Genomic DNA, 14,948 nt, shown 5'->3' with positions numbered 1-14,948 from the left:
GGAGGGCTATCCCTCCATCTTGCGGCGAATGCGCTCGAACAGGCTCTGCAGGCAGGCTTGATCCCGATCGGCGGCCCGCACCGCGCCGTACATATGGCGACGAATACCACTGCCGAGGGGGCGGGCGCAGAGCATCCCCTGTCTGACAAACTCGTCGCTTGCCCAGCGCGGCAAGGCGGCGACGCCGAGTCCTGCGGCGGCCATCTGCAGCATCACAGAGGTGTTGTCCACCGGCTTGCAGCGGGCGGGCTCCACCCCGGCGGGTTGCAAAAAGCGGCTGAAGATATCCATGCGGCTGCGCTCCACCGGATAGACCAGCAGCACCTCCGGCCCCAGATCGCCCGGCTCGATGCGACTCTGGTGGCAGAGGGGATGATCCGGCGCCATCACCAGAGTCAGATCGAAGGCGAACAGCGGCTCGAAGTGGAGATCGCCGCGGGCCTGCACATCGGAGGTGAGCAGCAGATCGAGTTGACCGCCGAGCAGGGCATTGATGGCATCAAAACCCGGCACAGACTCCACCTCCAGATCCACGCCGGGCCACTGGCGGCGAAAATCGGGCAACAGCGGCAACAGCCATTGGATGCAGCTGTGGCAATCGAGCGCCAGATGCAGCCTGCCCGCATCGCCGCTCTGCAGGGCCTGCAGCTGTTTCTCGGTCTGGGATAGCGCAGGTAACACCTGACGGGCGAGGGCGAGCAGCTGGCTGCCGGCTGCGGTCAGCACCAGCGGGCGGCTTTTGCGCAGGTAGAGCTCCAGATTGAGGCGGGTCTCCAGCTCTTTGAGCTGGTGGGAGAGGGCGGACTGGGTGAGGTTGAGGGTCAGCGCCGCACCGGCCAGCGAGCCCTGCTCGGCCAGCGCGGTCAATGTTTTCAAGTGTTTGATCTCTATCCCTGCATTGCTTGGCACTGCCATAAGATGGCTCCTTGTGAGATTGCGTATGGCGCTGAGGTTGCGGCCGGCGGTGGCCTGCTGCGCTTCTTGACTCCGGCACCTCTTGCACCTGTAAAAATCGGCCTCTGCATCCTCGCGGTGAACCTGACTGGCGGTCAGTTGAGGATTATTTGAGAGCCACTTGAAGAGGATTCAATAGCCAGCGTCACCTTATCTTGTCATTTTGGATGTGTAAACATCTGGATGGCCAAATCATCCAGTTTCCCATCAGATGAATGAGCATAAGGAAATGAACCTATGACACGAGCACACACCCTGGGCTTCCCCCGTATCGGTGCCAAGCGCGAGCTGAAATTTGCCCTCGAATCCTACTGGCGTGGTGAGACCACTCAGGCCGAACTCGTTGCCGTGGGCAAGACGCTGCGTGAGCGCCACTGGCAGGCCCAGCACGGCGCAGGGGTCAATCTGCTGCCGGTGGGCGACTTCGCCTGGTACGATCAGGTGCTCGGTACCAGCCTGCTGGTGGATGCGGTGCCTGCCCGTCACCGCCATGGCGAGACCGATCTCGACACCCTGTTCCGGGTGGCCCGCGGCCGTGCGCCGACCGGCCCGGCGGCGGCAGCCGCCGAGATGACCAAATGGTTCAACACCAACTATCACTATCTGGTGCCGGAATTCAGCCGTGATCAGCGCTTCAAGCTGGGCTGGAGCCAGCTGTTTGACGAGGTGGAAGAGGCCAAGGCGCTGGGGCTGCCGGTCAAGGCGGTGCTGCTGGGACCGGTCTCTTATCTGTGGCTCGGCAAGGAGAAAGAGAGCGGCTTCTCCCGCCTTGAACTGCTCGATCGCCTGCTCATCGTCTATCAGGAGATCCTGGCCAAGTTGGCCGCCCAAGGGGTGGAGTGGGTACAGATCGATGAACCTGCGCTGACGCTGGACTTGCCGGACGAGTGGCGGCTGGCCTACCTCAACGCCTACGAGCGCCTTGCGGGCCCTTGCAAGCTGCTGCTCACCACCTATTTCGGCTCAGTGGCCCATCAGCGCGACATCATCACCAGCCTGAAGGTGGATGGCCTGCACCTGGATCTGGTGGCCGCCCCCGAGCAGCTGGAGACCCTGGTCCCGCACTTGCCGGCCCAGTGGGTCCTCTCAGCCGGTGTGATCAATGGTCGCAACGTCTGGCGTGCCAACCTGGCCAAGCTGGCGCCGACGCTGAAAGCATTGAAAGAGAAGCTCGGCGAGCGGCTCTGGGTTGCCTCTTCTTGTTCCTTGTTGCACAGCCCGGTGGACTTGACCCTGGAGCACGAGCTGGATCCCCAGACCCGCAGCTGGTTCGCCTTCGCCCTGCAAAAGTGCTACGAGCTGGGGCTGCTCTCCGACTACCTGGACGGAGGGGAGCTGGACAAGATCACCGCTTACAGTCAGCCCATCGTGGATCGGGAATCCGACAGCCGGGTCCACAAGAAAGCGGTGCAGTCCCGTCTGGCCAGCCTGACCAACAGCGATTTCGATCGCCAGAGCGCCTATCCGGTACGGGCGCAGGCCCAGCGCAATGATCTCAAGCTGCCGCTCTTGCCCACCACCACCATAGGCTCCTTCCCGCAGACCTCGGAAATTCGGGTGCTGCGTCAGGAGTGGCGGGCCGGTCGCATCGACGACAGTGCTTACGAGGCGGGCATTCAGGCCCAGATCAAGGATGCCATCGAGCGCCAGGAAGCCATCGGGCTGGATGTGCTGGTGCACGGCGAGGCCGAGCGCAACGACATGGTGGAGTATTTCGGCGAGCTGCTGGACGGCTTTGCCATCACCCGCTTCGGCTGGGTACAGAGCTATGGCTCCCGCTGCGTCAAGCCGCCGGTGATCACCACGGATATCGACCGCCCGACCCCCATGACCCTCGAATGGACCAAGTTTGCCCAGAGCCTGACCGACAAGCCGGTCAAGGGCATGCTGACCGGGCCCGTGACCATTCTCTGCTGGTCCTTCCCGCGGGAAGACGTGAGCCGCGAGCAGTCTGCTCTGCAGATTGGTCTGGCCATTCGTGACGAGGTGGCGGATCTGGAAGCCGCCGGCATCAAGATCATCCAGATCGACGAGCCTGCGATCCGTGAAGGGCTGCCCCTGCGCAAGCAGGATCACCAGGCATATCTGGACTGGGCGGTGCGCGCCTTCCGCCTGAGCGCAAGCCCTGTGGTGGACAGCACCCAGATCCACACCCACATGTGTTATAGCGATTTCAACCTCATCATAGAGGCGGTGGCTGCGCTGGATGCGGACGTGATCACCATAGAGACCAGCCGCAGCCAGATGCAGTTGCTTGAAGCGTTCGAGCGCTTCAACTACCCCAACGAGATCGGGCCGGGCGTGTATGACATCCACTCGCCGAACGTGCCGAGCCAGGGCTGGATTGAGGGCTTGCTGCGCAAGGCGGCCAAACAGATCCCGGTCGAGCGGCTCTGGGTCAACCCGGATTGCGGCCTCAAGACCCGGGGTTGGGAAGAGACGGAAGCCGCACTCAAGGTGATGGTCAATGCCACCAAGGCGCTGCGGACCGAGCTGGCGTAACCGGCAAGCCGTGACTGCCATCGGTAAGGTGGCGTGCTGACAAACGAACGAGAGAGGGGAAGCCACTGCTTCCTCTCTCTTTTTCTTTGGCCACTTTTTCCACTTGCTCCTGATCCTTGCCGCAGCCCGCTTTGCACTAGGCTCAGAGGTGGCAGAAGTGGATGGAGTCGCGGCCATGGGTGTTGGTATGAGGATCACAATCCTGTGGGGATTGCTGATGTGGCAGAGTGCATGGGCGGCGCCAGCGGCCGAGTTGAAGCTGGTCTATTTTGACGACTTTGCCCCATATTCGTGGCGTGACGAACAGGGCAAGATGCGCGGGCTGATGATCGATGTGATGGAGCGGGTGGCAGCGCAGATGGGGCTGCGGGTGCACCACGAAGGCTATCCGTGGCAACGGGCGCAAAAAATGGTGCGGATGGCGCAGGCCGATGGTTTTGTCACCATCGCCACCCGGGAGCGGCGCAGCTATACCCTGATTGTGGAAGAGCCGGTTACCACCACAGTGCTAACCATTTTTACCCAGCGCGCCCATCCCCGCATGGCGGAGTTTCAGCGAGCCAGCCGCTTGAGCGACTTCAAATCGCTTACCTTTCTCGACTATTTCGGTAACGGCTGGGGCAAGGAGAACCTGGCCAGCTTCACCGTTCATCAGACCATCAATGTTGATAACGTCTTCAAAATGCTGGCGGCGGGGCGGGGGGATCTGATGGTGACCGACCCACTGGTGGCTCGTTTCAAACTCAACCAGCTGGGATTGTCCGGGCAGGTGGTCGAGGTGCCGCTGCAGCTTGCCTCTACCCCATTCAATCTCTGCATCGGTAAGCACTCCCGCTTTAATACCCGGATAACCGAGTTCAACCGGGCCCTGCAACAGCTGCGACAAAGCGGCGAGTTGGCGCGTATCGTCGAACGCTATCGTTGATGCGAGGCCGCCATCTGCGGTTTGCCAACGGCGTGTCTATCTTGGCGTCATATCAGAAATGGTTGCCCAGAAGGCATCGATCAAGGGCCCCTTGCTGTGGGGCGGACGGATAAGGCCAATGGTCCAGCAGGCTTCCCCGTCTCTCAGAGGGAGGGTGAGCACATCCGGGTGCTCGATGGTGGTGGAGGAGGGAACCAGAGTCCAGGCGATCTCTGCCGCCGCGGTGGCAACACCGGCGGCGAAGTCGTTGACGTACTGGATATCGCGAAAACGCAGCCCGCTCTGGGCCAGATAGTTCATCAGGTGATCGTAAAAGGATGGGGCCTTGTCACGACGCAGGATCGCCAGCGGTTTGTCCACCAGATCCGCCAACTCCCTCACATCTCGGTAGCTGGCGGGCAGCACGGCGACAAAGTGGGCTTCGACCACTGGCAGGGCGTGCCACCCCTTGGGGGCGGGCAGGCGGCAAAAACCGAGATCCAGCTTGCCTTCACTGAGCGCCAGTAGCTGGTGGTGGGTGGAGAGATCGTTGAGCTCGATGGTCACCTGCGGCCGCTCGGCGCGAAAGCGGGCGATGGCGGCGGGCACCAGGATTTTGGTGGCCACGCCAAAGCCGATGCGCAGGGTGCCGACATTGCCCGCCAGCACGTCGCGGGCGGTGCGCGAGAGCTGCTCGCTCTGGATGACTACAGCGCGGGCATTTTCATACAGCGCCCTGCCCAGTCCGGTGAGGCGAGTGGTGCTGGCGTTGCGCTCGAACAGCTCGCCGCCCAGCTCCTCCTCCAGTCGCCTTATCTGTTTGCTCAGGGCCGACTGGGTAACGTGCTGACGTACCGCCGCCTGGCCGAAGTGCAGCACCTCCCCCAGAGTGACGAAGGCTTTCAGATCCCGTAGCTCCATCAGGGCTCCTTTCATTCCTGTTGGGAATGCTGAGTGGTCATATTTGTCATTGGACGGAATTTTAGAAGTGATGGATGCTTATGCCAATTCATTTCGGGTACCCCGGCACGGGGGCGCCGAGTTATCAGAGATGGCTGACACCATCAGCGCAGAAGGAGCAACACCAGATGCATCATCACAAGTTCAACGACTTCCCGAGCGATTTTCTGTGGGGCGCCGCCTCCGCCGCCTATCAGGTGGAGGGGGGCTGGAATGCCGATGGCAAGGGGCCCTCGGTGTGGGATCTCTTCACCAAGCTGCCGGGCAAGACCTTTGAGGGGAGCAACGGCGATGTGGCGGTGGATCACTACCACCGCATGGAAGAGGACGTGGCGCTGATGGCCGAGATGGGGCTCAAGGCTTACCGCTTCTCGGTGAGCTGGCCGCGCATCTATCCCACCGGTCGGGGGGAGTTGAACGAGGCGGGTCTGGCCTTCTACGAGAAGCTGATCGACACCCTCTTGGCCCACCAGATCGAGCCGGTACTGACCCTTTATCACTGGGATCTGCCGCAGGCGCTGCAGGATGAGTACGGCGGTTGGGAAGACCGACGCATTATCGAGGATTTCGAGCGCTACTGCGTGACCCTCTATCAGCGCTTTGCCGGCAAGGTGAAGTACTGGGTGTCGCTTAACGAGCAGAACTACAACCTGACTAACGCCTATCAGCTCGGCACCCATCCGCCCGCTGTGCAGGATCGCAAGCGCTTCTTTGCCGCCAACCATATCGCGTTTCTGGCCAACGCCCGGGTGATCAAGGCGTTTCGCCAGCATGTGCCAAATGGCCTCATCGGCCCGAGCTTTGCTTACTCTCCTGCCTATCCGGCGTCGTGCGATCCGAAAGATATGCTGGCCTACGAGAACGCCGAGGAGTTCAACAACCTCTGGTGGCTGGATGCCTACTGCTTTGGCCGCTATCCGCAGGCGGCGCTCGCTTACTTGCGGGAAAACGGTGAGGCGCCGGAGATCCTGCCGGGCGATATGGAGCTGCTGCGAGAGGGGACGCCCGACTACATCGGCGTCAACTATTACTACACCCTGACCTACACTGATAACCCCTTGGGCGGTCAGACCCTGCAGCGGATCAACACCACCGGCAAGAAGGGTACTACGCCATCGAGCGGCATCCCCGGCCTCTACAAGACGGCACCCAATCCGCACCTTGAGACCAGCAACTGGGATTGGGCCATCGACCCGACCGGTATGCGCATCGCCCTGCGTCGCCTCTCTTCCCGCTATGGCCTGCCGCTGATGATCACCGAGAACGGTCTTGGCGAGTTCGACAAGCTGGAGGCGGGCGACAAGGTGAACGATGAGTACCGCATCGATTACCTGCGCAGCCACGTCAAGGCGTGCCAGGAGGCGATGCAGGATGGGGTGGAATTGCTCGGCTACTGCGCCTGGTCGTTCACCGACATCCTGAGCTGGCTCAACGGCTATCAGAAGCGCTACGGCTTCGTCTATGTGGAGCGTGACGAGCAGGGGGGCTCCCTTCGCCGGATCAAGAAAGCGAGCTTCCACTGGTACAGCCAGGTGATTGCGAGCCAGGGCAAGCAGCTCTGACGGTTTATCGCGTCGCGTAACCAGCGGGCCCGGGCAATCCCCGGGCCCGCGCTGTTTGTGGCGGGGGAGCGGGGATAAGCCGGTTTCTCAACGTGCGACTCATCCCTGTTTGTTGATTTTTGTCCTGCCAAAGCCGCCGACCCCTGCTATTATCTGCGGCCGAACATGAGCCAATAAAAATCAGGATATCGTGATGACTGACCACACTTTTATTCCCGGCAAGGACGCGGCGCTGGAAGACTCCATCGAACGCTTCCAGACCAAGCTGCAAGCCTTGGGCTTTGATATTGAAGAGGCCTCCTGGCTCAACCCTGTGCCGAACGTCTGGTCGGTGCATATTCGGGACAAAGAGTGCCCCCTCTGCTTTACCAACGGCAAGGGTGCCAGCAAGAAGGCGGCCCTCGCTTCCGCCCTTGGCGAATATTTCGAGCGTCTCTCCACCAACTACTTCTTCGCCGACTTCTATCTGGGCGAGCAGGTCGCCAACGGTGATTTCGTTCACTACCCGAACGAAAAGTGGTTCCCCATCGAGGGTGACCAGTTCCCGGCCGGTCTGCTAGACAGCTTCACCCGCAAGTTCTACAACCCGGACGGTGAAGTGACCGCCGACATGCTGGTGGATCTGCAGTCAAACAACGAGGAGCGCGGTATCGTCGCCCTGCCGTTCGAGCGTCAGTCCGATCACGAGACCGTCTACATCCCGATGAACATCATCGGCAACCTCTATGTCTCCAACGGCATGAGTGCTGGCAACACCAAGACCGAAGCGCGCACTCAAGCGCTCTCCGAGGTGTTCGAGCGCCACGTGAAGAACAAGATCATCGCCGAGGCCATCAGTCTGCCGCTGATCCCGGACGAGGTCATTGCCCGTTATCCGGGGATTGCCGCCTCCATCGCGGCGCTCGAAGCGGAAGGCTTCCCCATTTACAGCTTCGATGCCTCTCTGGGTGGTCGTTATCCGGTCATCTGCGTGGTGCTGCTCAACCCGAGCAACGGCACCTGCTTTGCCTCCTTCGGTGCCCACCCGCGCTTCGAAGTGGCCTTCGAGCGGACCGTCACCGAGCTGCTGCAGGGCCGTGGTCTCAAGGATCTCGACGTGTTTGTGCCGCCGTCATTCGACAACGAGCAGGTGGCGGATCACCACAACCTCGAGACCCACTTCATCGACTCCTCGGGCCTTATCAGCTGGGATCTGTTCAAGCAGGATGCGGACTTTGAGTTTGCCGATTGGGACTTCTGTGGCACCTCGCAGGAGGAGTTCGACCACCTGATCGGCATCTTCCATGAGCTGGAGCAGCCGGTCTATATCGCCGACTACGAGCATCTGGGGGTCTACGCCTGCCGCATTCTGGTGCCGGGCATGTCCGACATCTATCCGGCCGAAGATCTGCTGCTGGCCAACAACAACATGGGCGCCAACCTGCGCGAAGTGATCCTGGCGCTGCCATCACTGGATTGGGATGCCGAGCAGTACATGGCGTTGTTTGATCAACTGGATGAAGAGGGGCACGACGAGCGTACCCGTGTACGCGAGCTGCTGGGCATCGCCGCTGCCAAGGGGACCGCGCTGCACACCCTGCGCGTTGGCGAGCTGAAAGCCATGCTGGCGCTGGCCGCCGGTGAGCTGGAGACCGCGCTGGATCTCATCGACTGGACCATGGAGTTCAACCAGTCGGTGTTCACTGCCGAGCGTGCCAGCTACTACCGCGCTTTGCGTGCCTGCGTCGAGTTGTTCCTCGACGAGGAGCGCGACCCCGAGCAGTATCGCGCCGTCTTCACTCGCATGTATGGTGAAGAGACGCTGGCACAGGCATGGGCCAACGCCACTGGCGAAGCACGCTTCCACGGGCTGGAAGCGGCCGACCTGTCGCTCTCCCAGTTCCCGCTGCACCAGAAGCTGCTGGCGGCTTACGATAAGCTGCAGAAGGCCAAGCGAGCCCATCACTGGGCGTGATCGTTGTTGTAAAGGAAGGGGCCGTGTGGCCCCTTCTGTTTATCGTGCGGCAAAGCACGGGATTGTTATTCAAAGATGAAATAAAAAACAAAAAATACCCCTAAGGGGGTTGATGGCAGGGCAGGGGATGTGCTGTCGATCTGCAAAGATATCTTGCCAATACCATATTTCCATGATCGAAAATAAATTCTTTAAAATCATTGCATTAAAAATGTGATATTTCTGTTTCAGCTGATACCTGGTGTAAAGTGGCGTAGCCATCGCACTAAAATATTTGTAGTAAAATTACATTCGCACTCTGATAAACTTGATCAATGTCAATTTTGGCTATTTGGCCCTTTGTTATGATTTCAACAGGCAAAACATTCAGGTAGAAAATAATTGAAAGCTGAATCTCCATTCGATTGTCTCAAGCCCGAAGCCATCGCTGCACTGGCTGAAGACATCACCTATGCCAAGGCTACCAAGCCGGCATACAAGGTCATTCCACTGGCCATCACCGCAGGCGCTTTCATCGCCATCGCATTTATCTTCTACATCACAGTGACGACCGGAACTGGCTCCATGCCTTGGGGTATGGCCAAGCTGGTGGGCGGTCTCTGCTTCTCTCTCGGACTTATTCTCTGTGTGCTGCTCGGTGCCGAGCTGTTCACCTCCACCACCCTGACACTGGTGGCCAAGGCTGCCAATCGCATCAGCTGGGCTCAGCTGCTCAAGAATTGGGGTTTGGTCTACTTCGGTAACCTGATTGGCGGTCTGCTGATGGTGGCGCTGATCATCGTTTCTGCAGAGTACACGGCAGCAGACGGTCAGTGGGGCCTTAACGCCCTCAAAGTGGCCCAACACAAAATTCACCACACCTTCTTCGAAGCGGTGGCGCTCGGTATCCTCTGTAACCTGATGGTATGTCTTGCTGCATGGATGGCCTTTGGTGCCCGCAGCGCGACTGACAAGGTAGTGGTTATGCTGCTGCCGGTTGCCATGTTCGTTGCCTCAGGTTTCGAGCACAGCATCGCAAACATGTTTATGATTCCGGTTGGTATCGCTATCCACAGCGTGGCTAGTCCGGAATTTTGGCAGGCCATCGGCCAGGATCCGGCAACCTTTGCTGACCTGACCGTATCCAACTTCGTCCTACACAACCTCATCCCCGTGACCATCGGCAATATCATCGGTGGTGGCGTGATGGTTGGTCTGACTTACTGGTTTATCTTCCGTCGTCATCATTAAGGATGATTGCGGGATACTACATCAATACCGTGTGAGGTAATGAAAAATGGCAGAACTTAACGAACAGTTCCAAAAAGCATGGGAAGGCTTCGCGGCCGGTGAATGGCAGACCTCTGTCAACACCCGTGACTTCATCCAGAAGAACTACACCCCGTATGAAGGTGACGAGTCCTTCCTGGCTGGCGCGACCGAAGCGACCACCAAGCTGTGGGACAAGGTCATGGAAGGGATCAAAATCGAGAACCGCACTCATGCGCCGGTTGATTTTGATACTGACCTGCCCTCCACCATTACCGCACACGATGCCGGTTATATCGATCAGAGCCTGGAGCAGATCGTTGGTCTGCAGACTGACAAGCCGCTGAAGCGCGCCATCATCGCCAACGGCGGTATCAAGATGGTTAAAACTTCTTGCGAAGTGTACGGTCGTCAACTGGACCCGATGGTCGAGAAGATCTTCACCGAATACCGCAAGACTCACAACCAGGGCGTGTTTGACGTTTACACCAAAGACATCCTGAACTGCCGCAAGTCTGGTGTTATCACCGGTCTGCCGGATGCCTACGGCCGTGGCCGTATCATCGGTGACTACCGTCGTGTTGCTCTGTACGGTGTTGACTTCCTGATGGCCGACAAACTGGCCCAGTTCAAGTCCCTGCAAGCTGACCTGGAAAACGGCGTCAACCTGGAAGCCACCATCCGTCTGCGCGAAGAGATCTCCGAGCAGCACCGTGCCCTGGCACAGATGAAGGTGATGGCTGCCAAGTACGGTTGCGATATCTCCGTACCGGCCAAGAACGCTAAAGAAGCCGTACAGTGGACCTACTTCGCCTACCTGGCGGCAGTCAAGTCCCAGAACGGTGCAGCCATGTCCTTCGGTCGTACCTCCAGCTTCCTGGATATCTACATCGAGCGTGACCTGCAGAAAGGCCTGATCACCGAGCAAGAAGCCCAGGAGCTGATGGACCACATGGTCATGAAGCTGCGTATGGTTCGCTTCCTGCGTACTCCGGAATACGATTCACTGTTCTCCGGCGACCCGATGTGGGCGACCGAGACCCTGGCTGGTATGGGCGTTGACGGCCGTACCCTGGTCACCAAGAACAGCTTCCGTATGCTGAACACCCTGTACACCATGGGCCCGTCCCCTGAGCCGAACCTGACCATCCTGTGGTCCGAGAAGCTGCCGGTCGGTTTCAAGAAGTACTGTGCCAAGGTATCCATCGAGACCTCTTCCGTTCAGTACGAGAACGACGATCTGATGCGTCCGGATTTCAACAACGATGACTACGCCATCGCTTGCTGTGTATCCCCGATGATCGTTGGTAAGCAGATGCAGTTCTTCGGTGCTCGTGCCAACCTGGCCAAGACCATGCTGTATGCAATCAACGGTGGTATGGACGAGAAACTCAAGATCCAGGTCGGTCCGAAAACCGAGATGGTCAAGTCCGAGTACCTCGACTACAACGACGTAATGGATCGTCTGGACCACTTCATGGATTGGCTGGCCAAGCAATACGTTGCTGCGCTGAACATCATCCACTACATGCATGACAAGTACAGCTACGAAGCCTCTCTGATGGCGCTGCACGACCGTGACGTATATCGCACTATGGCGTGTGGTATCGCTGGTCTGTCTGTAGCGGCTGACTCTCTGTCTGCCATCAAGTACGCCAAGGTCAAGCCGATTCGTGACGAAGATGGCGTTGCCATCGACTTCGAAATCGACGGCGAATACCCGCAGTTCGGTAACAACGACGCTCGCGTTGATGATATCGCCTGTGACCTGGTTGAGCGCTTCATGAAGAAGATTCAGAAGCTGAACACCTACCGTGGTGCTGTTGCTACCCAGTCTGTTCTGACCATTACCTCCAACGTGGTATATGGCAAGAAGACCGGTAACACCCCGGATGGCCGTCGTGCCGGTGCTCCGTTCGGCCCGGGTGCAAACCCGATGCACGGTCGTGACCAGAAAGGTGCTGTTGCTTCCCTGACTTCCGTAGCCAAGCTGCCGTTCGCTTACGCTAAAGATGGTATCTCCTATACCTTCTCCATCGTTCCGAACGCACTGGGTAAAGATATGGAAGCCCAGAAAGCCAACCTGGCTGGCCTGATGGACGGTTACTTCCACCACGAATCCAACGTAGAGGGTGGTCAGCACCTGAACGTTAACGTGATGAACCGTGAAATGCTGCTGGACGCCATGGAAAACCCGGAGAAATATCCGCAGTTGACCATCCGCGTATCCGGTTATGCCGTTCGCTTCAACTCTTTGACCAAAGAGCAACAGCAAGACGTCATCACCCGTACCTTCACTGCTTCTCTGTAATCGAGAGATAGTGAGCAAAAACCGGCGCCAAGGCGCCGGTTTTTTTATGCGTGCGATTCAGGGGGAGTAATCATCCCCTGTGAATCGCCTCCAGTTCCATCGCAACCACAACAGTTGTTACTGGGTATTCGAAGAGGATTAAGGGGAGGGGCTCACCAGGATTGACCTAGGCCCCGTCTGTAATGCGATTATGCTTTATTAGCGCTCTAAGGGGATAGGCGGTTGCTTTGCCTGCCATTTCATCAGTGTTGCTATGGCTCGTGGAACAGCTGATCAGGTTTAAGGGGTGAACAGAGGCGCCATCGCGGGTATCAAGCAATACCCATAAGCCTGTGACTATGGAATCATTCTCTGCCTCTCTCAATGCGTAGCTGGGAGGGGGTCTGGTTTAGCCAGCCAGATATGTGTGAAGCTACAAACCCTGCTTGCAGAAACAACAAGGGCTGCACATTGTGCAGCCCTTGTCTCTGGAGAATAGCGGGTTGAGCGTGTCAGCTGGCCCAGGTGATGATGTGATCGATCCATTCACCCGCCTGATCCTCGTGAATGACTTTGCCACGGACGGATTGACCAGCCTGATGCATCGCGGAACGACTGCCGGTCAGCAGAGGATGCCACTCTGGAAGAGCGTCACCTTCAGACAGCAGGCGATATGCGCAAGTTGAGGGGAGCCAGTCATATTCGGCGATCTTGTCATGGGTGATCTGCAGACAGTCAGGCTCTTTTTTGAAACGATTGGCGTAATCAGAGCACTGACAGGTCTTGGTGTTAAGCAAATTGCAGGCGACATTGGTGAAAACCAGTTCGTCGGTATCTTCATCGATCAGCTTGTTGAGGCAGCATTTTCCGCAACCATCGCAGAGGGATTCCCATTCGGATTCAGTCATCTGCTGCAGACTCTTGGTCTGCCAAAAGGGGGCTTGCATCATACCGCTCACTTATTACACCTGATAAAACGCGTGGTTATACCCCTTGTTACCCGGTATTTCAAGGAGAGGGTCACTCCGGGGGGAAAATTGTCGTGATCAGCTCAAATGAATGCAATGACTTTCAGCCTCATCATATTACTCAAACGGGTTCGCTGGTGGGCAGGAAGTCCCGAAGGTTTGAATACTTGGGCTGCATGATTGTCCAGTTCAGGTTTTATTTTCTGCTTCTTTATCCGTTACATCTTTTGATGTTTGTCTGCTTGCAGTAAGCAGGGTCAAATGATCTCCGATGCCTACCGTCAGGCTGTTGCACGCTTGTCTTTCAAATAAAGCCGCTGGTCACATATTGTTTGCGCCCTTCTGTCACTGCGACCCGCGGGAGAGCCTGCGTAGGCTTTCGTTTTTTGTCTTAATGATTGAGATAGATATCTTGCTCTGCATAGGCCAGCAGAGGTGTGCCGAGGTTAGTCCGTTTCGCGCCAAAGAAGCGGGTGAGTACGCCAGATTGCTGTCCCAGTCGCTGCAGCTTGACGTGATCCAGCTCGATCTGCTCGGGTAGCCAGGTAAATACAGCGGCGCAATGACCATTGCCAAGACTGCGCTCCAGAGTTTGCTGCCAGTTCTTGATTTTGGGGCTATGTACCACCAGCACTCTCTTGGGATCGATCCCTCGCTCTTCCAAGCGGCTGACTGTGGGGCGTCCCGGAGGGGCGATCAGCAAGATCCAGCCGGTATGAGCCTCCCCAAGCTTTGTCAGCTCGCTCAGAAACTGATCATCAGGCTGGATAGTCACACCATAATGAGCCAACTCCGCTTTGCAGGCGGTTCTGGTTGGCCAGGGCTTGCTCATGACACGATTCATCGCAAAGGGCAGTGAGTGCAGGGGCTGGTTCATATATGGGGTTCCTGTATGGATATCCAAGCTGTATGCGCATACAGTAGTTCTATCCTGTGGCAGTGACAAGGTGTTTTTGCTGAAAAATGTGATGGTGTTGGCATGTGTCGTTAGTAAGGTTATGTTTTTAAACACTATTTAATATAAATCTGGTTGGGTGTTTTTCGTACTATGGACAAACCTTGCGTAACCGCCCATGGTTATACAGGTCATTTACAGGAGGTGCCGCCATGGATATCAGTACCTTGCAACGTCTTGATGCCAACATCTTGCTGGGCATCATCAATGAGAAGCTAAGGCTTGAATGTGACGGGTTGGAGGAGTTGCTGGCCTATTACGATATGAGTGAAGAGCAGTTGGCAGGGCGTCTGGATCAGATTGGGTACCATTACGATCCATTGAGCAATCAGTTCAAAGCACATCTTTAAGGATGCAATGATTGCTTCATATTTATACGGTAATTTTTCAGGCACATTGAAATCGGTTTCAATGTGCCGTCTTGCTGCCTATTTTCAGGGATTTTCAAGGCTTGGCAATCTCTGAAAACCTATTCATGCCAGAATATTTTTATTGTTTCATTAAGCTTATGATAATAAAGGGAATGTTTGTTTTTATGCGATCAATTAAAGGAAAGGGTTTTCAAGCTTTTCAGGCTGTTTTTATCGGTTAAAGTGTGACTTGCGTTAACTTTTAATTCTGCCGCTTTAGTTAGTATTCTCACGCCGGTAC

11 protein-coding genes are annotated in these 14,948 nt (G+C 57.2%); 7 read left to right on the top strand and 4 right to left on the bottom strand.

Going from position 1 to position 14,948, the window contains the following annotated elements:
- Positions 1-6: 6 nt before the first annotated feature.
- Complete coding sequence (locus tag I6L34_RS01270; protein ID WP_216955403.1) at positions 7-915, bottom strand: LysR substrate-binding domain-containing protein; 909 nt, start codon at positions 913-915, stop codon at positions 7-9.
- A 276-nt stretch (positions 916-1,191) separates the two neighbouring features.
- Between I6L34_RS01270 and metE the strand changes: the two genes are divergently transcribed.
- Positions 1,192-3,456 (top strand): 5-methyltetrahydropteroyltriglutamate--homocysteine S-methyltransferase, encoded by a 2,265-nt coding sequence (gene metE / locus I6L34_RS01265; RefSeq protein ID WP_216955401.1) that lies wholly within the window; start codon positions 1,192-1,194, stop codon positions 3,454-3,456.
- A gap of 187 nt (positions 3,457-3,643) precedes the next feature.
- On the top strand, positions 3,644-4,381 hold the full coding sequence (locus tag I6L34_RS01260; protein WP_254202915.1) for an ABC transporter substrate-binding protein: 738 nt from the start codon (positions 3,644-3,646) through the stop codon (positions 4,379-4,381).
- A gap of 36 nt (positions 4,382-4,417) precedes the next feature.
- Here I6L34_RS01260 and I6L34_RS01255 read toward each other — a convergent pair whose 3' ends face one another.
- The gene (locus I6L34_RS01255; protein ID WP_216955399.1) at positions 4,418-5,281 is read right to left on the bottom strand and encodes a LysR family transcriptional regulator; all 864 of its coding nucleotides are present in this window, start codon (positions 5,279-5,281) and stop codon (positions 4,418-4,420) included.
- 167 nt (positions 5,282-5,448) lie between these two features.
- Between I6L34_RS01255 and I6L34_RS01250 the strand changes: the two genes are divergently transcribed.
- From I6L34_RS01250 to pflB, 4 genes are all read left to right on the top strand, one after another.
- Positions 5,449-6,882 (top strand): glycoside hydrolase family 1 protein, encoded by a 1,434-nt coding sequence (locus I6L34_RS01250; RefSeq protein WP_216955397.1) that lies wholly within the window; start codon positions 5,449-5,451, stop codon positions 6,880-6,882.
- A 193-nt stretch (positions 6,883-7,075) separates the two neighbouring features.
- Positions 7,076-8,836, top strand: coding sequence for a 30S ribosomal protein S12 methylthiotransferase accessory factor YcaO (gene ycaO / locus I6L34_RS01245; RefSeq protein ID WP_216955394.1), 1,761 nt, complete (start codon positions 7,076-7,078; stop codon positions 8,834-8,836).
- Between the two features lie 381 nt (positions 8,837-9,217).
- Entirely contained in the window at positions 9,218-10,066 is an 849-nt protein-coding gene (focA, locus tag I6L34_RS01240) for a formate transporter FocA (protein WP_005333620.1), read from the top strand.
- Between the two features lie 46 nt (positions 10,067-10,112).
- Complete coding sequence (gene pflB, locus I6L34_RS01235; protein ID WP_058056933.1) at positions 10,113-12,395, top strand: formate C-acetyltransferase; 2,283 nt, start codon at positions 10,113-10,115, stop codon at positions 12,393-12,395.
- A gap of 491 nt (positions 12,396-12,886) precedes the next feature.
- On the opposite strand, the gene I6L34_RS01230 is transcribed toward pflB, so the two are convergent.
- Entirely contained in the window at positions 12,887-13,321 is a 435-nt protein-coding gene (locus I6L34_RS01230) for a YcgN family cysteine cluster protein (protein ID WP_005352569.1), read from the bottom strand.
- A gap of 412 nt (positions 13,322-13,733) precedes the next feature.
- Positions 13,734-14,219 (bottom strand): cell division inhibitor, encoded by a 486-nt coding sequence (locus I6L34_RS01225; protein ID WP_216955392.1) that lies wholly within the window; start codon positions 14,217-14,219, stop codon positions 13,734-13,736.
- A 230-nt stretch (positions 14,220-14,449) separates the two neighbouring features.
- Between I6L34_RS01225 and I6L34_RS01220 the strand changes: the two genes are divergently transcribed.
- Positions 14,450-14,647, top strand: a complete 198-nt coding sequence (locus I6L34_RS01220) for a DUF4250 domain-containing protein (RefSeq protein WP_005333612.1) — start codon at positions 14,450-14,452, stop codon at positions 14,645-14,647.
- Positions 14,648-14,948 lie beyond the last annotated feature (301 nt).

This window comes from Aeromonas sp. FDAARGOS 1404, assembly GCF_019047085.1.
Classification (GTDB): Bacteria; Pseudomonadota; Gammaproteobacteria; order Enterobacterales; family Aeromonadaceae; genus Aeromonas; species Aeromonas veronii.
Note: the sequence above shows the minus strand (reverse complement) of the source record. Positions and strands in the feature narration are given on the sequence as shown.

Bases quoted from the DNA above. Each gene is read 5' to 3' on its own strand.
- I6L34_RS01225 (WP_216955392.1), bottom strand. From the start codon at position 14,219: ATGAACCAGCCCCTGCACTCACTGCCCTTTGCGATGAATCGTGTCATG.
- I6L34_RS01270 (WP_216955403.1), bottom strand. From the start codon at position 915: ATGGCAGTGCCAAGCAATGCAGGGATAGAGATCAAACACTTGAAAACA.
- I6L34_RS01255 (WP_216955399.1), bottom strand. From the start codon at position 5,281: ATGGAGCTACGGGATCTGAAAGCCTTCGTCACTCTGGGGGAGGTGCTG.
- I6L34_RS01220 (WP_005333612.1), top strand. From the start codon at position 14,450: ATGGATATCAGTACCTTGCAACGTCTTGATGCCAACATCTTGCTGGGC.
- I6L34_RS01250 (WP_216955397.1), top strand. From the start codon at position 5,449: ATGCATCATCACAAGTTCAACGACTTCCCGAGCGATTTTCTGTGGGGC.
- metE (WP_216955401.1), top strand. From the start codon at position 1,192: ATGACACGAGCACACACCCTGGGCTTCCCCCGTATCGGTGCCAAGCGC.
- I6L34_RS01230 (WP_005352569.1), bottom strand. From the start codon at position 13,321: ATGCAAGCCCCCTTTTGGCAGACCAAGAGTCTGCAGCAGATGACTGAA.
- I6L34_RS01260 (WP_254202915.1), top strand. From the start codon at position 3,644: ATGAGGATCACAATCCTGTGGGGATTGCTGATGTGGCAGAGTGCATGG.
- pflB (WP_058056933.1), top strand. From the start codon at position 10,113: ATGGCAGAACTTAACGAACAGTTCCAAAAAGCATGGGAAGGCTTCGCG.
- ycaO (WP_216955394.1), top strand. From the start codon at position 7,076: ATGACTGACCACACTTTTATTCCCGGCAAGGACGCGGCGCTGGAAGAC.